Annotated in this window: 16 protein-coding genes; 6 read left to right on the top strand and 10 right to left on the bottom strand. The window is 75.5% G+C overall.

Translation table 11 applies throughout. From position 1 onward, the window contains the following. The first annotated feature begins 244 nt into the window (after positions 1-244). Positions 245-1,537, top strand: coding sequence for a DUF5685 family protein (locus tag ACIRST_RS18080; RefSeq protein WP_402803094.1), 1,293 nt, complete (start codon positions 245-247; stop codon positions 1,535-1,537). A 7-nt stretch (positions 1,538-1,544) separates the two neighbouring features. Here ACIRST_RS18080 and ACIRST_RS18075 read toward each other — a convergent pair whose 3' ends face one another. From ACIRST_RS18075 to ACIRST_RS18065, 3 genes are all read right to left on the bottom strand, one after another. Beyond that, the gene (locus tag ACIRST_RS18075) at positions 1,545-1,724 is read right to left on the bottom strand and encodes a hypothetical protein (RefSeq protein WP_396546207.1); all 180 of its coding nucleotides are present in this window, start codon (positions 1,722-1,724) and stop codon (positions 1,545-1,547) included. After that, positions 1,717-1,860 carry a hypothetical protein gene (locus ACIRST_RS18070; RefSeq protein ID WP_396546206.1) on the bottom strand — a complete coding sequence of 48 codons (144 nt, stop codon included), beginning with the start codon at positions 1,858-1,860 and terminating at the stop codon, positions 1,717-1,719. Before ACIRST_RS18070 ends, ACIRST_RS18075 begins: the two co-directional genes overlap by 8 nt. A 105-nt stretch (positions 1,861-1,965) precedes the next feature. After that, positions 1,966-2,529, bottom strand: a complete 564-nt coding sequence (locus ACIRST_RS18065) for a TetR/AcrR family transcriptional regulator (RefSeq protein ID WP_402803093.1) — start codon at positions 2,527-2,529, stop codon at positions 1,966-1,968. A 118-nt stretch (positions 2,530-2,647) separates the two neighbouring features. On the opposite strand from ACIRST_RS18065, the gene ACIRST_RS18060 reads away from it, so the two are divergent. Together ACIRST_RS18060 and ACIRST_RS18055 are read left to right on the top strand one after the other, a co-directional pair. Beyond that, on the top strand, positions 2,648-3,130 hold the full coding sequence (locus tag ACIRST_RS18060; RefSeq protein ID WP_350520975.1) for a nuclear transport factor 2 family protein: 483 nt from the start codon (positions 2,648-2,650) through the stop codon (positions 3,128-3,130). 233 nt (positions 3,131-3,363) lie between these two features. Then, positions 3,364-4,416: a hypothetical protein gene (locus tag ACIRST_RS18055; RefSeq protein ID WP_402803092.1), complete on the top strand. Its 1,053-nt coding sequence runs from the start codon at positions 3,364-3,366 to the stop codon at positions 4,414-4,416. A 37-nt stretch (positions 4,417-4,453) separates the two neighbouring features. Here the strand turns inward: ACIRST_RS18055 and ACIRST_RS18050 are convergent, their stop codons facing one another. Both ACIRST_RS18050 and ACIRST_RS18045 read right to left on the bottom strand, forming a co-directional pair. Further along, entirely contained in the window at positions 4,454-5,074 is a 621-nt protein-coding gene (locus tag ACIRST_RS18050; RefSeq protein ID WP_350520977.1) for a hypothetical protein, read from the bottom strand. A gap of 95 nt (positions 5,075-5,169) precedes the next feature. Next, a complete protein-coding gene (locus tag ACIRST_RS18045) occupies positions 5,170-5,697 on the bottom strand; it encodes a MarR family transcriptional regulator (protein WP_350520978.1) in 528 nt (175 codons plus the stop codon). Positions 5,698-5,785: 88 nt separating this feature from the next. Between ACIRST_RS18045 and ACIRST_RS18040 the strand changes: the two genes are divergently transcribed. Continuing rightward, the gene (locus tag ACIRST_RS18040) at positions 5,786-7,177 is read left to right on the top strand and encodes an MFS transporter (protein WP_402803161.1); all 1,392 of its coding nucleotides are present in this window, start codon (positions 5,786-5,788) and stop codon (positions 7,175-7,177) included. Positions 7,178-7,187: 10 nt separating this feature from the next. Here the strand turns inward: ACIRST_RS18040 and ACIRST_RS18035 are convergent, their stop codons facing one another. Both ACIRST_RS18035 and ACIRST_RS18030 read right to left on the bottom strand, forming a co-directional pair. Continuing rightward, entirely contained in the window at positions 7,188-8,081 is an 894-nt protein-coding gene (locus ACIRST_RS18035) for an alkaline phosphatase family protein (RefSeq protein ID WP_402803091.1), read from the bottom strand. A gap of 124 nt (positions 8,082-8,205) precedes the next feature. Then, a complete protein-coding gene (locus ACIRST_RS18030) occupies positions 8,206-9,201 on the bottom strand; it encodes a phospholipase D-like domain-containing protein (protein ID WP_402803090.1) in 996 nt (331 codons plus the stop codon). Positions 9,202-9,559: 358 nt separating this feature from the next. On the opposite strand from ACIRST_RS18030, the gene ACIRST_RS18025 reads away from it, so the two are divergent. Then, the gene (locus tag ACIRST_RS18025; RefSeq protein ID WP_350520981.1) at positions 9,560-10,882 is read left to right on the top strand and encodes a serine hydrolase domain-containing protein; all 1,323 of its coding nucleotides are present in this window, start codon (positions 9,560-9,562) and stop codon (positions 10,880-10,882) included. Between the two features lie 87 nt (positions 10,883-10,969). Here the strand turns inward: ACIRST_RS18025 and ACIRST_RS18020 are convergent, their stop codons facing one another. The 3 genes from ACIRST_RS18020 to ACIRST_RS18010 form a co-directional block, all read right to left on the bottom strand. Further along, a complete protein-coding gene (locus ACIRST_RS18020; protein WP_402803089.1) occupies positions 10,970-13,291 on the bottom strand; it encodes an ATP-binding protein in 2,322 nt (773 codons plus the stop codon). Between the two features lie 391 nt (positions 13,292-13,682). Then, positions 13,683-16,421: a BTAD domain-containing putative transcriptional regulator gene (locus ACIRST_RS18015; protein ID WP_402803088.1), complete on the bottom strand. Its 2,739-nt coding sequence runs from the start codon at positions 16,419-16,421 to the stop codon at positions 13,683-13,685. Positions 16,422-16,488: 67 nt separating this feature from the next. Further along, positions 16,489-16,686, bottom strand: a complete 198-nt coding sequence (locus tag ACIRST_RS18010; RefSeq protein WP_402803087.1) for a hypothetical protein — start codon at positions 16,684-16,686, stop codon at positions 16,489-16,491. Between the two features lie 312 nt (positions 16,687-16,998). On the opposite strand from ACIRST_RS18010, the gene ACIRST_RS18005 reads away from it, so the two are divergent. After that, positions 16,999-19,902 carry a BTAD domain-containing putative transcriptional regulator gene (locus ACIRST_RS18005; protein ID WP_402803086.1) on the top strand — a complete coding sequence of 968 codons (2,904 nt, stop codon included), beginning with the start codon at positions 16,999-17,001 and terminating at the stop codon, positions 19,900-19,902. The last annotated feature ends 17 nt before the right edge of the window (positions 19,903-19,919 follow it).

Here is a 19,919-nt window from a genome sequence, read left to right as displayed (position 1 = left end):
GGGCACCGGAGTACCCGGCGAACCCGGAGCTCGCGGAGCTCCCGCCGGCACGATCGTCCCCGCCGGGGAACCGGCCACCCGCTCAGGGGCCTCCTGATCCCCGGGGCTCGGGCCTCGACCGGGGTCGGCCCTCGACCGGGGTCCGGCCTCGTCTCGGGCTCGGCCCAGGCGCGCCGCTGATCATATGATGTGCGGCGAATCGTGGCCGGTCAGCGGCCACAGCGCGAGGGGGACGGGGACGATCGTGTTCGGCATCATCAGACCGTGCAAGCACCGGCTGTCGGAACGGCTGCAGACCTCCTGGATGGCCCACCTGTGCGGGCTCTGCCTCGCACTGCGCGACGACCACGGACAGCTCGCCCGGACCGCCACCAACTACGACGGTCTGATCATCTCCGTCCTGGTCGAGGCCCAGGCCGCCCGGGAGGACTCCTCCTGGCGACGCACGGCCGGGCCGTGCCCGCTGCGCGGCATGCGGACCGCCTCCGTCGCCAAGGGCGAGGGCGCCCGGCTCGCCGCCGCCGTCTCGCTCGCCCTCGCCTCGGTGAAGATCCGCGACCACGTCGAGGACCGCGACGGCGTCTTCGCCCGCCGCCCGGTCGCCGCCGGGGCCCGCGCGGTCACCCGGCGGTGGGACCGGCAGAGCGCCGGCAGTGCCTCGACGGTCGGCTTCGACACCGCCGTCCTGCTCGAAGCGGCTTCCCGGCAGGGCGAGTTGGAGCGCTCGCTGCAGCCCGGCGGGTCCGTCCTGCTGGTCACCGAGCCCACCGAGACGGCCACCGCCGCCGCCTTCGCGCACACGGCCGTGATCGCCGGACGCCCCGGCAACGCCACCCCGCTCGCCGAGGCCGGGCGGCTGTTCGGCCGGCTGGCCCACCTCCTCGACGCCGCCGAGGACCAGGCCGCCGACGCCGCGTCCGGCGCCTGGAACCCGCTCACCGCCACCGGCACCGACCGCGCCGAGGCCGAACGGCTGTGCCGGGACGCCGTCCACGGCATCCGGCTCGCGCTGGGCGAGGTCGAGCTGAGCGACCGGGCACTGGTCCACGTCCTGCTCGCGCACGAGACCGAGCAGGCCGTCGACCGGGTCTTCGGAGCCCGGCACGCGGCGAGCTGCCGCACCAAGGCCGGCGCCGGACACGGCAAGGACCACGGCACCGGGCACGGCCCGGCCGGCGGCGCCGTGGCCGACCACCCGCACCAGGCGCCGCCCCACCAGGCACCGCCCGGCCAGGACCCCGGCGCACCGATGCCGCCGTGGGTGCCGCAGGGTCCCGGCTTCACCCCGCCCGGTTCGAAGCCGCCGCACCCGCGCAACCTGCTCGCCGGGTGCGCGGTGTGGGCACTGATGGCCTGCACGTGCCAACTGCTCTGCTGCGACCACAACGACCCGTTCAGCCGCGAGCGCCGCAAGGGCTTCTGCGAGCGGCACGACTGCTGTGACTGCTGTGACTGCTGCAGCGGGTGCGACGGGTGCGGCGACTGCTGCAGTTGCTGTGACGGTTGCGACGGATGCGACTGCGGCTGCGACTGCTGACCCCCCGTCAGCCGACCTCGGCCGCGGCGCCCGCCGCCCCCTCCTGATCGACCGACGTCGGCCCGGGGTGCCCCCGCAGCACCCCGGGCCGGTCCACGCCCTCGCGTTCCGCCCGCTCACCCCCGCCCTCGCCGCGCCGCCACAGCGGAACCACCGCCACCGGGCGCCACTCGGCGAGCTCAGGCATCGCGCCCCGCCGCCTCCCGGTCCGCCGCCAGCGAGTGCTCCAAACTCGCCAACAACTGCCGGAACCGCTCGGTGTCCTGCTCCGTCATCCGCCCCTCGGGCGCTGCTCCCGGCCACTCGGCCGTTCTGTCGTCCATGCGCCCGAGGCTAGGCGGCGACGATCAATGGCCGATAAACGTCCCCTGGAGCCGGACCCGGCCCCACCCGGGGGCCCGTGGCCCGTTCCGGCCGAGGCGACCGGATCAGCCCGCGAGGGCCGTGTCCAGCAGCAGCCGGGCGGCCTCCTTGGCGTCGGCGGCGGCCGTCGGGTCGCCGTGGACGGCCGCGGTGGTGATGGCCCCCTCGGCGAGCAGGGTGAGGTGCACGGCGGTGGCGGGCGGGGCGCCGGCGGCCTCGGCCAGACCGGCGAGATAGCCGGCGAACTCCTCCTTGTGGTGCCGTGCGACGGCCGCCACCACGGGCGTGGTGGCACCCAGTTCGCCGAAGGAGTTGACGAACGCGCAACCGCGGAAGTCGGGTTCGGCGAACCACTGGCCGAGCCAGTCGAAGACCGCGAGCAGCCGGTCCCGGGGCGGTCCGCCGGTGCGGGAGACGTACGCGGCGAGGCTTTCCCGCCAGCGGCCGTCGCGGCGCAGCAGGTAGGCCTCGACCAGGTCGTTCTTGGACGGGAAGTGCTGGTACAGGCGGCGCATCGTCATGCCGGAGGCGGTCCGGACGGCGTCCATGCCGACCGCCTGGATGCCCTGCCCGTAGAACAGCTCCTCGGCCGCGTCGAGGATGCGGGTCCGCGGGTCTTCGTGCTCCATCTGCCGTGCCCTTTGCGCGAGAACGATAGTTCTCCTATCGTAACCACTGACGCGAGAACGATCGTTCTCACTCGTCGAGTACCCGTCCCGTGGAGTACCCGTCCCGAGGAGTTCACGCATGGCCGACCAGCACGACGGGCAGCGCCCGCCCCTGCCCCCGTTCACCGAGGAGACCGCCCGGCAGAAGGTCCGGGCCGCCGAGGACGCCTGGAACACCCGCGACCCGCAGCGCGTCGCCCTCGCCTACACACCCGACAGCCGCTGGCGCAACCGCGCCGAGTTCCTCACCGGCCGCGAGCGGATCGCCGCGTTCCTCACCCGCAAGTGGCAGCGCGAGCTCGACTACCGGCTGATCAAGGAGCTCTGGGCGTACGACGGCGACCGCATCGCCGTCCGCTTCGCCTACGAGTGGCACGACGACGCCGGGCAGTGGTACCGCTCCTACGGCAACGAGAACTGGGAGTTCGCCCCGGACGGACTGATGGCGCACCGCCACGCCTCCATCAACGACCTGCCGATCACGCCCGAGGAGCGCCTGTTCCACTGGCCGCCCGGCCGCCGCCCCGACGACCACCCGGGCCTCACGGCGCTCGGCCTCTGAGGCGCACACCCGGGCCCTGACGGCCCTGACGGGCCCTCGGCCGGGGGCTGCTGACGCCGCGTCGGCGGCCCGGCGCAGCAGCCCCGGCAGGGCATCGGGGCGGCACGGCGCAACAGGGCGTCAGGGCCTCCGGCCACACTGTTCCACGGCTGTGACACACCGCGAACCGGTCATTGACCTGGCCCTGGGACGCTTCCTTCTCGTAAGCGAACAGCACCCGAGGGGGACCTGGAATGTCCGTGCGCAACAGATTCGGCACCGCCGCCGCGATCGCCCTGATGACCACCGTCGGCGCGGTCCTGCTCTCCGCCTGCGGGCCCGACAGCTCGGACTCCGGTCCCACCGCGGCCCCGACCGGCGCCGTCCCCGGTTCGGCGGCGCCGGGGACGGCTTCGCCCGGGACGGGCTCCCACCCCGGCAGCCCCGCGCCGGGCGGCAAGGAGGTCAACGGCACCTCCGCCGCCAACCACCTCACCATCAGCACGGGCACCCAGACCGTCGCGATGAACGGCGCCACCGTCGACTTCGGCACCACCGTCCGCGACCTCGCGTGGTCCCCCGACGGCAAGAAGGCCGCGTTCGTCAACGGCAACGGCGACCTGGTGACCGCCAACCCGGACGGCACCGGGAAGGTGACCCTCGCCAAGAACCCCGGTGGGGAGACCTGGTCCCACCCCACCTGGCAGCACGCCACCACGGACCCCGGCGTCACCACCGTCCCCGGCGCCCTCGACCGCTTCGACACCATCGTCTTCGCGAGCAGCAAGGGCGGCGCGCTGAAGCTGGAGAAGGTCCCCACCAAGACCCCCGGCGCCACCCCCGAGGTGCTCACCCCGCACAACTCCGAGGGCGGCTCCGAGGACATGCCGCAGCCGCCGCAGACCGGCAACACCTGGGCCAACGCGGGCGGCCACCGCGGCGAGATCGCCTACGCCAACACCCCGGCCGGCGAGGTGTACATCTACGACGACTACATCCGGCCCTCGACCCGCGACCTGGGCAAGGGCTCCCAGCCCGCCCTCTCCCCCGACGGCGAGCACCTGGTCTTCGTCCGCTCGGTGAACGGGCACGACCACCTGTTCACCCGCTCCACCCAGTTCGACCAGAAGGCCGAGAAGGACCTCACCCCCTCGGCCACGACCGACTACACCGAGCCCGCCTGGTCCCCCGACGGCAAGACCATCGCGGCCCGCACCCCGGACGGCGTCAGCACGCTGCCCGCCGACGGCTCCGCCGCGCCGACCCAGGTCTCCACCATCAAGGGCCTGCCCGCCTTCCGGCCGTGAGCCGGGCCCGGCCGCGAGCGGGAGCGGGCAGCGGCGATCACCCGGTCGCCGGCCCCGCTCCCGGCTGCCGCACCCGGCCGGGCTGCGCCAACTCGGCGCGCAGCTCGGCCAGGTGCTCGTCGGCCGACTCGTGCGGCAGGTACTCGACCAGGTCGAGGAAGCGGAACAGCACCCGGCTCTCGGTGACGGCGTACTCGTAGTCGCCGAACCCGACCACCGCGCCCAGCCCGCCGCGCGCCGCCCCGCGGACGGCGGCCGACGTCAGCGCGTCGGCCGTGTCCTCGGCGGTCACCTGCCGGCGGGCGTTCGGGCGCGCCAGGTAGGGGCAGACCATCGACGCGTAGAGCATGCAGGCGCGGTGCCCGGGGCCTTCCATGGTCGGCGCGAGGTTCCGGTACGGGCGCCCGTCCGCCAGCGCCCCGGCGATCGCGGCGCTCTCGGCGGGCCCCACGACCCGCCACACCGGTCCGCGCTCCATGAACCCGCCGCACACCGAACAGCGGCGCTCCAGCGCACAGTTGGCGCTGCGCCCGTGGTCGGTCAGCGCGAACTGGGGCTCACCCCCGTGCCACGGCGTGATCGCCGGCACCGGGTACCCCCGCCCGTCCCGGGGCCGCGCCCCCACACCGTCCGGCATCGGCACAAGTTCGAATCGCACGGCCCTATCGATACCAGGCCCGGGCCCGCCGGGTCGACCCCCGGGCCGGGACCGGCGCAGGGACCGAAGCCGAGCCGGGGCCGGCGCGGCGGGCCCTAACCCTCCCCCGCCTCCTCCTGGACCAGCATCACCTTCCGCAGCAGGTCCGCCAGCGTGCGCCGCTCGTCGGCGGAGAGCACGCCGAGCAGTCGGCGCTCCTCCCGCCCGACCACGTCGAGGGCCTCGTGCCAGGCGGCGCGACCGGCGTCCGTCAGCTCGATGTCGACCTTCCGGCGGTCCGCCGTCGAGGGCGTGCGCACGACGAAGCCCCGCCGTTCCAGGGTCTCCAGGCGGCCGGTGATCGACGCCGGGGCGAGGTTGAGGTCGGCGCGGAGGTCGGAGGGGGCGGCGTGGCCGCCGAGGCCGGCGAGGACGTGCAGGGTGTCGAACTCGTGCTTGTGCAGGCCGTAGTCGGCGACGCCCTGTTCGCGGACCCGGCCGAGGTGACGGGTGAGCCGCGACATCCGGGTGACGGCGGCCTCGATGTCCGGGTCGAGGTCGGGCAGCACCGGCTGCCAGCGGTCGACGTGGCCGTCCGTCCAGTCGCGGGGCGGGGTGTCGTGCTGGTGGAGGTGTTCGGCCATGTCAGGAGTCTACAAACCCTCAGGCAACGAGCAGGCACCGAAATATTCGTTGCCAAAATTTCGGTACCGAAATACAGTGCGCCGCGTGATCGAACACCCCTTGCGCCTGCCCGGCTTCCGCCTGCTCTTCCTCGGCCGCACGATCTCCACCCTCGGCGACGCCGTCGTCCCCGCCGCCCTCGCCATCGCCGTCACCCGGGCCACCGGATCCTCGGCCGCGCTCGCCGTGGTGCTGGGCTGCGCGATGGTGCCGCGACTGTTCCTGCTGCCGTTCGGCGGCGTGGCCGGCGACCGCTTCGACCCGCGCCTCGTCGCGCTCACCACCGACCTGGTGCGGGCCGTCGCCCAGCTTCTCGTCGGCCTGGAACTGCTCGGCGGGCACCCGAGCCTGCCGCACATCGCGATCGCCTCCGCCGTCGGCGGCGCCGCCTCCGCCTTCGCCATGCCCACCGCCTCGCCGCTGGTCGCGGCCACCGTCCCGGGCGAGCACCGGCTGCGGGCCAACGCCCTGCTCGGCACCGCGAGCGGCGCCGCCCGCCTGGCCGGCCCGGCCCTCGCCGGGGTGCTGGTGTACACCGCGGGGCCCGGCTGGGCGTTCCTGCTGGACGGCGCCTCCTTCGTGCTCAGCGCCGCACTGCTCACCCGGCTCACCGTCGAACCCGCCGGCGCGGCCGACGAGACCGACCGCACCCCGGGCGGACCGCGCTCGCTGCGCCGGGACCTTGCCGAGGGCTGGAGCGAGGTGCGCGCCCGGGACTGGTACTGGACCAGCCTGATCGCCCACGGGATCTGGAACGGCGCCAGCGCCGTACTGCTCACCCTCGGCCCGCTGATCGCCGCCACCCGCCTCGGCGGCGACGGCGCCTGGGTGGCGGTGACCCAGGCCGGGGCGGTGGGCCTGCTGGTGGGCTCGCTGATCGCCGGACGGCTCCGCCCGCGGCGCCCGGTGCTGGCCGGCAACCTCGCCCTCGCGCTGTACGGGCTGCCGCTGCTCGCGCTCGCCGTCCCGACGCCGGCGCCCGTCGTGGTGGCCGCGCAGGCGGTGGCGATGGCCGGGCTGGGCTTCCTCAACCCGGTGTGGTCGACGGTGGTGCAGCAGGACTTCCCGGCCGCGACCCTGGCCCGGGTCACCTCGTACGACTGGCTGCTCTCGCTGGGCGCAGCCCCGGTCGGGTACGTCCTGGCACCGCTGGCCGCCGACGCCTGGGGCAGCCGGGTGCCGCTGCTGGCGGCCGCGGCGCTGGTGACGCTGGTCTGCGCGGGCACGGCCGCCGTGCCGGGGGTCCGCCGGCACGGCACACGGCCCGCGGCCGAGCCCGCATCCGGGAACGGCAACGGGAACGCAGCCGGGAACGGCAATGCGGCCGCAACCGCGCCCGGGCCGGCGGCCGAACAGCCACCGGCCCGGGTTCAGGATCAGGAACGGGAGCGCGGTCAGGAACGGGATCGGGATCGGGCACAGGCCCGGATCACGCCCTGACCGCCGCCGCTCAGTTCCAGATGCCGGTGATGTCGCTCGCGGAGGCCGCGTTGCCCGCGTGGCTGCCGGTGCCGGCCAGGTCCTCCAGGGTGCGCAGCACGTTGTAGTGGTTGTAGGTGGTGGCGGAGCTGCTGCCGGGGGTGACGTGGGCGCCGTAGACCACGGTCGGGATCCGGTTGCCGGAGAGGCTGTTGTCCTCGTCGAAGGTGACGACCAGCAGGCTGTTGTGGGTCTGCGCCCAGGTGGCGTAGGCGCCGAGGTTGTTCTTGATCCAGGTGTCGCCGGTGCTGACCGAGCAGTCGTGCATGTCGCTGCAGAGGTTCGGCACCACGAAGGAGACGTTCGGCAGGGTGCTGTAGTCGGTCGGGAACTGCGCGAAGGTCTTGGCGCTGCTGAGCGGGACGTTGCCGAAGCCGAACCACGGGTTGTGCTTCTGCGCGTACTTGCCGCTACTGCAGACTGTGCTGCCCTGGCTGGGCAGGGTCTCGTTGTAGCTGGCCCAGGTCTTGCCGGCGGCGATGACCTCGGAGGCCAGGTTGGCGCTCTGGAAGCCTCCGACCGTCACGCAGCTGTCGTCGACGCGGCCCTGGGTGGAGCCGGAGAACAGCGCGTAGTAGTTCGGCTCGCTCGGGTGGGTGATGCCGAAGGACTGGGTGAGGTTGGCGCCGCCCGCCTTCAGGGAGTTGAGGTACGGGGCGCTGCTGCTCCCGATGACCTGGGTGTAGGCGTGGTTCTCCATCACCACGACGATGATGTGGTCGGGCGTGGGCAGGGCGGCCGCCTGCGCGGTGGTGGCGGTCGCGGCCCACAGGCCGGCGGAGGCGGCGACCAGGGCGACGGCGGAGCCGATCGCGGTGGCGGTGCGGCGGGAGCGGGGGCTCTTGGGCTTTGTGGACGAAGTCATGACAATCCTTGGGTGAGGAGCGGCCCGGCGAGCCGCTCGGCCTGGGGGGTGGGAACGTCTCCCGTACGGCGGGTGCGCGCATCGCTGCCGGCGCAACCGCCCGCGTGAGGACGGCTGGTGACGGCTAGTACGGCGTGCCGTTCGCGAAGTCGCGGGCGACGGTCGACTCGATGGTGTCGAGCACCCCGGAGTCCGTGGTGATCAGGCCCAGCTCGCGGTTGTGGTTCAGCGAGTTGTCGGAGAAGTTCTCCGAGCCCGCGAACACCTTGGCCGAGGCCGTGCCGTAGTCGGCGACGATCGCCTTGGCGTGGACGTACAGGCCGGTGGTCGACGAGTAGGTGACGACCGCGCCGCCCGCCGCGGCCACCTGGTCGAAGTCGTCGGCGTACGAGCTCGGGTTCATGCCGACCACGCGCACCCTGACGCCGCGCGCGGCGGCCGCGGCGACGGCGTCCACCAGGGCAGGGTCGCCGAACTCCAGCTGCTCCAGGTCGAGGCTGGTCCGCGCGCCGTTGATCAGGGCCAGCAGCCGGGACTGCGAGTCGGTGGGCGACCAGACCAGGTTGTCGCCGTCGGCCGGGGTGACGGCGGTCTTGGCGTAGTCGGCGGCGAAGACCCGCTCGATCGCGGCGACGTCGTTGGCGTCGGTGTCGACGACGCCGTAGTCGCGGTCGTTCGCGTAGTAGGTGGAGTCCAGGTTGCCCGTCATGATCAACGACGTGGCGCCGTCCACCGTCACGGTCTTCTGGTGGGTGTAGACGAAGGCCGTGGAGGAGTACGTCACGCCGACCCCGGCGGCCCGCAGGGCCGAGAAGGCGGAGCCGTTGACGGAGGTGTGCGCGCCGTCCAGGATCACCCGGACCTTCACCCCGGCCCGCTGACGGGCGATCAGGGCGTTGACGGCGGTGGTGTCGCGCAGCTCGTACATGGTGACGTCGACGGACCGGGTCGCCGAGTTGACGAGGTTGTCGACCACGGTGTGGTCCTGGTCGGGGAAGACGATCGCGGTGAACCCGGCGGAGGCCGTGGTGGCCGCGTGGGCGTTGCCGGACAGCGGTATCAGACCGGCGGTGGCGAGCAGCAGGGCGCCGGCGCGGCGCGCCAGGGAGGACAGGGGCATGGGGAAGCTCCGTGGTCGGCGAGGGGCTGGCGAGCGGAAGCTGGGGCGGGGCAGGGCGGCGCTGGGGCGGGGCGTCGGGTGAGGGGTTCCGGCGGGCAGGGGGCCGGCGCGGGGAGCGCACCGGAACGCGCGTCAGGCGCCCGAACAGCATGATGTGCAGCCGTCAACGCGGGTAGACGACAGCAGGTGAAACCTTGGCCCCGGAGCGGGAAACGAACGGTGCGGCCGACACGCCGGTGTCCGTAACGGGCGATGCGGGCGAACCGGTTCACGTTGCCTTCGACCGTCCCGGCCGGTGATAGTGATCTTCGATCGGCGCGGCCCGACGCCGCGTCAGCTGACGAGAGAACCGAGGAACATGGCGAAGACCAGCCTTCTGCGTCCCCTCGCGGTGGCCGCCACCGCTGCCGTCCTGGTGGCGACCGGTGCCGCCCACGCCGTGGCCGCCGACCGGGGCACCGCCGACGCGCCCGCCTCCGACGTCCCCGGCGTGCTCGCCGCCCTCCAGGCCACCACCGGGGCCGGCGCCCCGGGTGCCTTCGCGGTGATCCGCGACCACGGCGACAAGGAGAGCACCCGCTCGGTGTCGGTCGGCAAGGCCGACCTGGACGGGACTCCGATGAACTCCTCGTGGAGGTTCCGGGTCGGCAGCAACAGCAAGATGTTCACCGCCGTTCTCGTGATGCAGCTGGCGGAGGAGGGCCGGATCGACCTCGACAAGCCGCTGCGCGACTACCTGCCCGAGGGCACCCTGCCGGAGGGCTGGACCATGACCGGCCGTCAGGTGATGGAGCACCGGGCGGGCATCTACGACCACACCAACGACCTGCTGGAGCAGGCCGGTGAGGAGACCACCAGCGCGTTCGAGGCGCGCATCCGCACCAAGGAGTACGACCCGCGCGAGCTGGTGGCGATGTCGGTCAAGCACGGCCCGCAGTACACCCCCGGCAGCCGCTACTCCTACTCCAACACCGACTTCGTGCTGATGGGCCTGGCGGTCGAGCACCTCACCGGGCAGCCGTACGCCGAGGTGCTGAACGAGCGGATCATCCAGCCGCTCCACCTGCGCAAGACCTCCTTCGTGGTGCCCGACCAGCGGATCCAGGGAGCCCACGTCACCGGCTACCTGACCAACGACGACCGCAGCAAGCCGCTGCTGGACTCCACCGAGCAGAACGGCTCCTGGGTCTGGAGCGCCGGCGCCGTCATCTCCGACGCCGGGGACCTCGACCGCTTCCTCACCGCGCTGCTGGCCGGCGGCGCGGGAGGGCTGGTCTCGGACGACTCGGTGCGCCAGATGACCGCCGCCCTGCCGACGCCCACCGCGAAGATCTCCTACGGCCTGGGCCTGCGCCGCATCTCGCTGTCCTGCGGGGACGTGTACGGCCACGGCGGCATCGTGCAGGGCTTCCAGACCCAGTCCTTCGTGACCCAGGACGGGCGGCGCAGCGTGGTGGTCTTCGCCAACGCCTCCAACAACGGCGCGGTGACGCAGGGGCTGATGAACACGCTGGAGCCGGCCTTCTGCGGCAAGAAGCCGGCGGTCGCACCGCGGACGGCCTTCGCGCCGCGTGCCGACCTCCCGAGTGCCGACCTCCCGGCTGCCGACGCCAACGGTGCCGGTGCTCCGGGCAGCGCCCCGGTGGCGCAGCTGCCCGTGGTGGAGGACACCCGGATCTGACCCCGGATCCGACCCCGGCTGACGAGGCGGCCCGATCCCCCGGGTGCCCGTTCCCTCCGACTGCGGGCAGGGAACGGGCGCTCGGGGTCAGTGCCGGGGCGGCGCCGGCCGCGGGCCGTCCGCGCTCAGGTCGGTGAGCGCCTCGGTGAGCAGTTCCCGGGCCTCCTCGGGGCGGCCCTGTTCGATCAGCGCGGTGCCGAGCTCGGTCAGCGTCTTGGTCATGCTGTCCGGCCGCCCGACGGCCTCGTAGTGCACCAGGGCCTGCCGGTAGGCCTTCTCGGCGGCCGGCCAGCGCTTCAACGCCGCGCGGTCCAGGCCCAGTTCGTGGGCGGTCATGGCCGCCAGCAGGTTCATCAGCGGCGCGGACCAGCGCTCCACCAGCTCCAGCGCACCGGCCAGCGCCCGCCTGCGGACGTCCACCGCCTCCTCGGCCCGGCCGGAGTCCCGCAGGCAGTTGGCGGCGCCACGCAGGGTGACCAGCCGGCCGATCATCGCCGCGCGGCTGTCGAGCTCGGCGAAGGCGTCCGCCGCCCGGTGGAAGGCGTCGGTCGCCTCGCGGTGCCGCCGCAGGTAGCGCAGGCCGGAGGCCAGGTAGGTGAGCGCCCACCCCTGCTGCTCCCGGTCACCCGACTCCTGGGCCAGCTCCAGCCCCTCGGCGGCCAGTTCGATGCCGCGCTGGTAGCGGTGCAGACAGGTGACGTACGTCCAGGCCAGGTAGTTGACGTGCACCCCCTCGGCGCGCCGGTCGCCGAGCGCGCGGGCGGCGTCCACCGAGAGCTGGAACACCTCCGCCCAGATGCCCCAGCTGAGCAGCCGGTCGGAGAACCAGTGCATGGCCTCGGCGGTGTCGACCACCTCCCGGTACCGGCCGGCCTGCTCCGCCTGGTACAGCGCGGCCAGCCACTCCGCGTGCTCGTCCTCCAGCCAGCGGGCGGCCTCGGTGAGGTGCGCGGAACCGGCGGTCGCGGCTGCGGCCCCGCCGTGCTCGGGGTCGAAGCGCAGCCCGTAGCCGGCGGCCCGGTCGAGGATCCAGCGCCCGGCCCGGGTACGGGCCTCGGCCAGCTCCCCGGCCGTCTCGTCGACGGCCAGCCGCTCACTCGCGTAGAGCCGCACCAGGTCGTGCAGGCGGTAGCGGTCCGGGGTGGCCGGCTGCACCAGCCCGGCATCGACCAGCTGCTCCAGCACCAGCTCGGTGCGGCCCGGCGCCCGGCCGGCGTAGGCCGCGGCGACAACCGCCGTGAAGTCCGGGCCCGCGGTCAGCGCGCAGCGCCGCAGGACCAGCCGGGACTCGGCGGGCAGGCGGCGGTAGGACAGCTCGAAGGCCGGGCGGACCGCCAGGTCCCCGGTCTCCAGCAGGTCCAGGCGGTTCTCCTCGACGGCCAGCTGGCGCACCAGATGGGCGACCGGCTGCTGCGGCCGGGCGACCAGCCGCTGCCCGGCGATCCGCAGCGCCAGCGGCAGGTAGCCGCAGAGCCGGGCCAGTTCGGCAGTGGCGTCGGGCGCGGCCTCGATCCGCTCCCGGCCGGCGATCCGGGCCAGCAGGCCGGCCGCCTCGGCCGGGGCGAGCACGTCCAGGCCCAGCCGGTGCACCGACTCCAGGCCGGGCAGCGCGTTGCGGCTGGTCACGATGGTCACGGCCGGTCCGGAGCCGGGCAGCAGCGGGCGCACCTGGCTCTCGTCGGCGGCGTCGTCCAGCACCAGGACCAACCGCCGCTCACGCACCAGCGCCCGGTAGAGGCCGGCCCGCTCCTCCGTCCCCGCTGGCACCGCCGCATCCTCGACGCCGAGGGCGCGCAGCACCTGGCCGAGGGCGTCGCGGGCGGACAGCGGCTGCGCGGACATGCCGCCGAGGTCGAGGGAGAGCTGGCCGTCCGGGAAGCGCCCGGCCAGGACGTGGGCGGCGTGCAGCGCGAAGGCCGTCTTGCCGAGGCCGGGCTGACCGCTGACCAGCACCACCCGGGGGTGGGCGGGCCGGTCGTCCGAGGCGAGGCCGACGAGGGCGGCCAGGGCGCCCTCGCGGGCGGTGAAGTCGGCGATGTCGCGGGGCAGGGCGAGGGCGCTCTGGCCCGCAACGCCGGGTGACGCCCGGTGGACCGGCTCCCGGGGCGCGGCCTGGGCCGGGACGCCCGCCCGGCCCGGCCGGACCCCGCGCGGGCGCCCGGACTGCGCGGCACGGTCCAGCTCCTGCGCCTGCCCGCCGTCCAGCCCGAGGGCGACGGCCAGGGCCTGCACGGTGCGCCGCTGCGGCCCGCGGGTACGGCCGCGCTCCATGTCCCCGAGGGCGCGCAGGCTGACCCCGGCCGCCGCGGCCAGCTCCTCCTGGGTCAGGCCGGCCGCCACCCGGTGCCCGGCCAGCAGGCGGCTGAACCCGCCCACGTCGGTGCCCGTCCCGTCGACCCCGGTCGCCATGCCCGCCACCTCACTCACTCGGTCCTGCCGGTCCTGCCGGTTCCGCACGTCCGCGCGTTCGCCCGTCCGTGCGTCCGCGCGTTCGTACGTTCGCCCGTTCACGCGTCCGCGCGTTTCGCACTTCCGCCTGGCCCCCGCGCCCGACGGGAACCGCCGGGCAGAAGTACGGCCGGGCGGCAGAAATCCTCGCACCCGATCGTTCGTCGGCGTCCCACGCCGGTCCGGGCGCACTGCCCGGGGGCCGGACGGCCCGGTGCGCGGGCGGCTCCACCCGCCGGAACTGCCGGTAGTTCCGCCTGTGGTTCCGCTCCTTGGACAACGGCTCGACGGCGGGGCGCGGTTCACTCCGGGTTCCCGTTCCCCGCCGCCGGGCTGCTCTCCGGGCTGTCCGTCAGCTGCCGCCCGCCGTCGGCGGCTCGGCACGGCGCCGGGTCTCGGCCCCCTCCGCGCTGCGGCCCAGCTCGTCCAGCAGGTCCGCGAGCAGGCCGTACGAGCGGGCCTCCAGCGCGGGATCGCCCACGGTGCGGCCGAGGGCGACGGCGAGCCGGGCCGAGGAGAGCGCGGCGTCGCGACGGCCGAGCGCGTGCAGGGCGCGCGCGCGGCTGTGGGTGGCGAGGACGGCCGGGGCGCCGCCGGAGCGGGCGGTGGCCGCCCGGACGGCTTCGTCCGCGTGGGCGAGGGCCGGGCCGGGGTCGCCCGCCAGGACCAGGGCGTCGGCGAGGCCGGTGAGCGAGGGGACCAGCAGATGGTCGGTGGCCGGGGTCCGGGCGGCGGCCACCAGGTCGGTGAGCAGGGGCAGCGCCCGCTCGTAGCGGCCGGCCCGCAGCAGTGCGGCGGCCACCCGGCTCCGGCAGTGGTGGCGCAGCGCCGGGTCGCCGGCCCGATCGGCCGCGGCGACGGCGAGGTCCAGCTGCTCGGCGGCCGTGCGGTGGGCGGCGCGGGCGATGTGCAGGACGGCGAGGTCGGTGCCGAGCCGGGCCACGGCCGACTCGTCCCCGTCGGCGTGCGCGGCGCTCAGCCCGGCCTCGACGACGGCCCGCCAGTGCCTCGGCTCGTGACCGGTGGTCTCGTACAACAGCGAGATGCGGTGGGCGAGTTGCCAGGATCCGGTGGTCCGCCCGTACTGCTCGGCGCTGACCACGACGGCGCGCAGGGCGCTCTCCTCGCGGCGGAACCAGGCCGCCGCCCGCTCACCGGCGCCGGCCGTCGGGCACCCCGCCGACGTGCACCCGGCCGTCCGGTCTGCAGTCACGTCCAGGTAGTGGGCGATCAGCCGGTCGAGCGCCACGAACCTTTCATCGCAGGTGAGTTCGGCGGCCTGCCGGGCGGCGTGGCGGCGCACCAGCTCGCGCCGGGCGTAGCGGCCGGGGGCCGTCTCCTCCAGCAGGTGGACAGCGTCCAGCCCGGCCAGCAGGGTGCGGGTGGCGGCGGGCGGGAGGTCGGCGAGGGCGGCGGCGGTGTCGGTGTCGATCACCGCGCCGGGGTGCAGGCCGAGCAGGGTGAACAGCCGGGCGGCGTCGGGCGGCAGGGTCCGGCACGTCCGGTCCAGGGCGGCGATGAGGCCGATCGGGCCGCGCGCGGAGATGGCGCCGGTGCCCGCGAGCGTGGCCAACCAGGTTTCCTCACCGGCGAGTTCACGGGCGAGGTCGCCCGGGGACCAGTCGGGCCGGGCGGCCAGCCGGGCGGCCGCCAGGCGCAGCGCGAGCGGCAGGCGGTCGCAGTGCTCGGCCAGTTCGGCGAGTTCCGCGGCGGTGTCCGGGTCGTCCCCAGTCCGCTCCGGTCCGAGCGTGCGGGCGAGCAGCGCGGTGGCGTCCTCGCAGGTGAGCGGGCCCAGCGGCAGCGGAAGGCCGCCCTCGCGGACGAGCAGCCGCAGCAGGCGGCCACGGCTGGTGACAACGGCGACGGGCCCGGGACCCCCGCCCTCGCGATCCGGATCCCCGGCGCCGAGCCCTGGCCTCCCGCGCCCGGGGTCCGTCGGCGGTGGCGGGTCGGGCAGCAGCGGGGCGAGCTGCTCGTAGGAAGCGGCGTCGTCCAGCAGGATCGCCATCCGCCGACCGGCGACCAACTCGCGGTACCGGCGGGAGCGTTCGGCGGTCGACGCGGGGAGGGCGTCCTGGGCGACACCCAGGATGGTGAGGAACTCGCCCAGCACGTCGGCGGGTTCGCGCGGCCCGTCCGGGTCGAAGCCGCGCAGCTCGGCCCGGAGGACACCGTCCGGGAACTGCCCGGCGCCGTGCCGCGCCGCCCACTGCCGGACCAGGGCGGTCTTGCCGACCCCGGCCGGGCCGGTGACCAGGATCGGGCGGCCGGCCCGGGCGGCGGGCAGGGCCTCGTCCAGCCGGGCGAGCTCGGCGCCCCGGCCGACGAAGCGGCGGTCGACCGGGTCCGGCCGGGCCCCGAACGGCTCACCGGCGCGGCGCAGTTCCGGCCCGGGCGGGCCGGACAGCCGGGCCAGCGCGCGCTCGTACCGCTCGCGGGCCTCCGCGCGCCGACCGTCCTGCTCCAGGCAGCGGATCAGCCGGGCGGTCAGCGTCTGCCGGTGCGGGTGGGCGTCGGCAGCCTCGGCCAGTTCGGCGGCCGACTCGCCGCCGCGGCCCGCCCGCAGGCGCCCGTCGGCCAGCCGTTCCAGGGCGCGCAGCCGCAGGTCGGTGAGGTGCGGGAGGGCCCGCTCGCGCAGCCGGACGGAGCCGCAGTCGGCGAGCGCCGGGCCGCGCCACAGGTCCAGGGCGGCGCGCAGCAGGGGCAGCACCGGGTCCTCCGCGCCCGGTTCCCCGGGGGTTCCGGGCCCGGGCAGCAGCACGTCGGCCTCCTCGCAGAGGCGGACGAAGCGCAGCGCGTCGACCCGCTCCGGATCACCGGCCAGTAGGTACCCGGAGCCCCGGGTGTCCAGCACCAGCGCCGGGTCGTCCAGCAGGTGGCGCAGCGCCGCGACGTGCCCCTGCAGTGCGGCCCGCGCGGTGGGCGGCGCCGCGCCGTCCCAGACCAGCTCGATCAGTTCCTCGGTGGCCACCGTCTGGTTCAGCCGTACGGCCAGCGCGCTCAGCAGGGCCCGCCGCTTGGGGGCCGAGGGCGTCACCGCCGTCCCGTCCTCCCGCCGCACGAGCATCGGCCCGAGCAGATCGATGTGCACGCGTCCCTCCCCTCCCCCACCTGCGGACTCCGGTCCGAGGATAGGCCCGACGGCCGGCCCCGGCCGTTCATGATCCTGCGGACCGCTCCGCCCCGCCGGGCGGGGCCCGGTGCTCCGACCAGGCCGGCCACACGTCCGACTCCGGGCCCGGCTCCGGCCCGGCGAGGACCCGCACCGTGAACGGTACGAACTCGTCGGCGGTGTCCCGGGCGGTGAAGCCGGCCGCGGACAGGATCGCGGTGATCGCGGTGATCGCGGCGGCCATCGCGCTACCCGCTGCGCCAGGTACTCGAACCGGGCGCGTGGGTCCGTGCTCCGTGGTTCCACCATGGCCGCACGGTACCCGGCCGGTCCGACACGAACGGTCCGGGCCGGGACCGGCGTCCCTCGTGAGCCCGGGGCCGGCGTGGGCCGAGGAGTGGCGCCCCTCGGCGACCGACGCAACCGGTCCGGGCCCCGACCACGTCAACCGGGGGCAGGAGCGACGACCTGCCGCGGACCGGACCGGTTCGCGCACTACACTGCTCCACCCCGAGCCCACTCCGGGTGGGGTGAGCGGCGATCGTGGGGGTACCTGGTGCGGATTCGGCTGCTCGGCCCGGTGGAGTTGCGGGCCGGGGCGGACGGCTTCACCACGTTGGCGGGGGCCCAGCGCCGGGCCGTCCTCGCACTGTTGGCGCTGGGGCTCGGACGCGTCGTCACCGTGGACCGGTTCTGCGAGGCGCTGTGGGGCGAGCGGCCGCCGGCCAGCGCGCGGGCGGCGGTGCAGGGGCACGTCGCCGCGCTGCGCAAGGTGCTCGCCGACACGCCGTTCGAGCTGCACACCCGGGCGTCCGGCTACCTGCTGACCGGGCCGGCCGACGAGGTGGACGCGCTGCGCTTCGAGTCGCTGACCGCCCTGGCCGCCGATCACGCCGATCACGCCGGGCACGCCGATGCCTTCGACCTCGCCGGAGCCACCGGCACCGTCTCCGGCGACGCCGAGGCGATCGCCCTGCTGGAGGAGGCGCTGCGGCTGTGGCGCGGCGAGGCCCTGGCCGACCTGCCCGACACCCCGCTGCGCACCGCCGCGGTGGACCACCTGAAGCAGTCCGGCACCGCCGCCCTGCTGCGCTGGGCCTCGCTGCGGCTGCGCCAGGGCATGGGCGCCGCGGCGGTGCCGGTGCTGGAGCAGCACGTCCGGACGAACGAGCTGCGCGAGGAGCTGGTGGCGCTGCTGATGCGCTGCCTGCACCAGGCGGGACGCCCCGCGGACGCGCTGGCCGCCTACCACCAGGCGCGGCTGCGGCTCGACCGCGAGTTGGGGATCCGGCCCGGTCCGGCCCTGCAGGCGGCCCTGGCCGAGGTGCTGGCCGACGACGGGCCGGCCCCGGCTCCCCTGCCGCCGACGGCTGCCGCCGCCCGCGTCCCGGAGCAACTCCCCCGCCGCATGGTGGACTTCGTCGGACGGCAGGCCGAGCTCGACCGGCTCGACGAGGCCTGCGCCCCGGACCGCGCCGCGGACGGCCCGGTGCTGGTGGTCGGCCCCGCCGGCGTCGGGAAGAGCGCGCTGGTCACCGCCTGGGCCCACCGGGCCGGTGACCGGTTCCCCGACGGCCGGCTGCACGCCGATCTGCGCGGCCTCGCCCCGGCCGGCCCGGCGCGCCCCGACGCCGTCCTCGCCGACTTCCTGCACGCGCTCGGCGTCCCCACCGACGCCCTGCCCGCCGACCGCGCCGGACGCGCCGCGCTCTTCCGCGAACACACCAGGGACCGACGGCTGCTGGTGGTCCTGGACGACGCCGCCGACCCGGACCAGGTCGCCGACCTGCTGCCCGAGGGGACCGGCTGCGCCGCCGTCGTCACCAGCCGGGGATCGCTGGAGGCCCTGGTCGCCCTCGACGGGGCCACCCTGCTGCGGCTGGCCGCACTGCCCGAAGGCGACGCCCGGCACCTCCTGGAACGCGCCCTGACGCCCGCGCGGGTGCGCGCCGAGCCGGACGCCGCCGCCCACCTCGTCCGCCGCTGCGACCGGCTGCCGCTCGCCCTGCGGATCGCCGCCGCCCGCCTGGCCGCCCAGCCGGAGTGGACGATCGCCGGGCTGGTCGCCGAACTCGACGACGAACAGCGCCGGCTGGCCGTCCTGGATGCCGGCGACGGCCTCGGCATCGGCCCGCAGCTCGATCTGACGCATCGTCAACTCTCCTCGTCCGCCGCAGAACTGCTCACCGCCCTGGCCGTCCACCCCGGCGACGAGGTGGACGCCCTGGCGAGCGCCGCCCTGCTCCGCACCGACCCCGCCACCGCCCACCGGGCGCTCGGCGAACTGGCCGCCCACCACCTGCTCACCGGCACCGCCCCGGCCCGCTACGGCCGCACCGACCTGGTCCGCCTGTACGGCGTCGGACTGCTCGCCGAGCTGCCCGAGGCGCGCCGACGCCTGCTCCGCGAACGCCTCGCGGACTACTACCTCGCCGCCCTCCAGCGCTGCGGCCTCCTCCTCGACCCCGGCCAGGAGGACGCCGAGCCGCCCGTCCACGCACCGCAGGCCCTCCCGTCCGTCGGCGACATCCGGACCGCGCTCGACTGGTTCCGCGCCGAGGAACCCGCCGTCCGCGCGCTGGTCGACGCCACCGCCGTCACCGACCCCGCCCGCGCCTGGCGGCTCGCCCTGACCAGCGGCTCGCTCTACTACGGCGCCAGCCGCTTCGCCGACTGGCTCGCCCGCGCCGTCGTGGGCCAGGAGGCCGCCGAGCGGTGCGGGGACCCGGTCGCGGTCGCGCTGCTGCACAACTGCCGGGCGCAGGCCCTCGTCGCGCTCGAACGGCGACACGAGTCGGCCGAGGCGGCCCGGAAGGCGGTGGCCGCCACCGACGCCATCGGTTCCATCGACTCCGCCGACTCCAACGAGTCCACCGACTCCGCCGACGGGCCGCGGGCCGCGTCCGCGCGCGTCCGCTCGCTCGCCACCCTCGCTCTGGTCACCGCCATGCTCGGCAGCTCCGCCGAGGCCGAGCGGCTGGCGGCCTCCGCCACCACCCTCGCCCTCGCCTCGGGCAACCGCCGGCGGCTCGTCGACGCCAAGGTCCACCAGGGCTGGGTGAGCCTGGCGACCGGCGACCGGGACGGCGCGCAGCGCCACTCCCGGGAGGCCCGCGAACTGCTGCCGCCCACCCCCGTCACCCAGGTCCACCTCTGGTCGCTGCTGACCGAGGCCCAGGCCCTCCCGCCGACCGTCCGCGACGAGACCGCCGACCTCGCCTGGCACCGGCTGCTCGCCGCCTGCGAGGAGGCCGGCCTGCTCTACCTGCACGCGCTCGCCGAACAGTCCTACGCCGCCCACCTGTTGGCCCGCGGCCGGCAGCGGGAGGTGAGCGGCCGGCTGCGCACCGCGCTGGACCGCTTCCGCTCCCACGACCGGCAGGCGGGCTACCGGAGCGAGTTCACCGCCGCCCTGGAGGAGCTCAACCTCCGCTCGGCGGACTGGTCACCGGGGCGCTGAGACGCCGGACGGTCACC

Source organism: Kitasatospora sp. NPDC101447 (assembly GCF_044767225.1).
In the GTDB taxonomy this organism is placed as follows: domain Bacteria; phylum Actinomycetota; class Actinomycetes; order Streptomycetales; family Streptomycetaceae; genus Kitasatospora.
Note: the sequence above shows the minus strand (reverse complement) of the source record. Positions and strands in the feature narration are given on the sequence as shown.

What these genes read in the sequence shown, in the direction of transcription:
- ACIRST_RS18020 (WP_402803089.1), bottom strand. Translation starts at nt 13,291, where the DNA reads ATGGCGACCGGGGTCGACGGGACGGGCACCGACGTGGGCGGGTTCAGC.
- ACIRST_RS18055 (WP_402803092.1), top strand. Translation starts at nt 3,364, where the DNA reads ATGTCCGTGCGCAACAGATTCGGCACCGCCGCCGCGATCGCCCTGATG.
- ACIRST_RS18060 (WP_350520975.1), top strand. Translation starts at nt 2,648, where the DNA reads ATGGCCGACCAGCACGACGGGCAGCGCCCGCCCCTGCCCCCGTTCACC.
- ACIRST_RS18025 (WP_350520981.1), top strand. Translation starts at nt 9,560, where the DNA reads ATGGCGAAGACCAGCCTTCTGCGTCCCCTCGCGGTGGCCGCCACCGCT.
- ACIRST_RS18065 (WP_402803093.1), bottom strand. Translation starts at nt 2,529, where the DNA reads ATGGAGCACGAAGACCCGCGGACCCGCATCCTCGACGCGGCCGAGGAG.
- ACIRST_RS18030 (WP_402803090.1), bottom strand. Translation starts at nt 9,201, where the DNA reads ATGCCCCTGTCCTCCCTGGCGCGCCGCGCCGGCGCCCTGCTGCTCGCC.
- ACIRST_RS18075 (WP_396546207.1), bottom strand. Translation starts at nt 1,724, where the DNA reads ATGCCTGAGCTCGCCGAGTGGCGCCCGGTGGCGGTGGTTCCGCTGTGG.
- ACIRST_RS18010 (WP_402803087.1), bottom strand. Translation starts at nt 16,686, where the DNA reads ATGGCCGCCGCGATCACCGCGATCACCGCGATCCTGTCCGCGGCCGGC.
- ACIRST_RS18045 (WP_350520978.1), bottom strand. Translation starts at nt 5,697, where the DNA reads ATGGCCGAACACCTCCACCAGCACGACACCCCGCCCCGCGACTGGACG.
- ACIRST_RS18070 (WP_396546206.1), bottom strand. Translation starts at nt 1,860, where the DNA reads ATGGACGACAGAACGGCCGAGTGGCCGGGAGCAGCGCCCGAGGGGCGG.
- ACIRST_RS18035 (WP_402803091.1), bottom strand. Translation starts at nt 8,081, where the DNA reads ATGACTTCGTCCACAAAGCCCAAGAGCCCCCGCTCCCGCCGCACCGCC.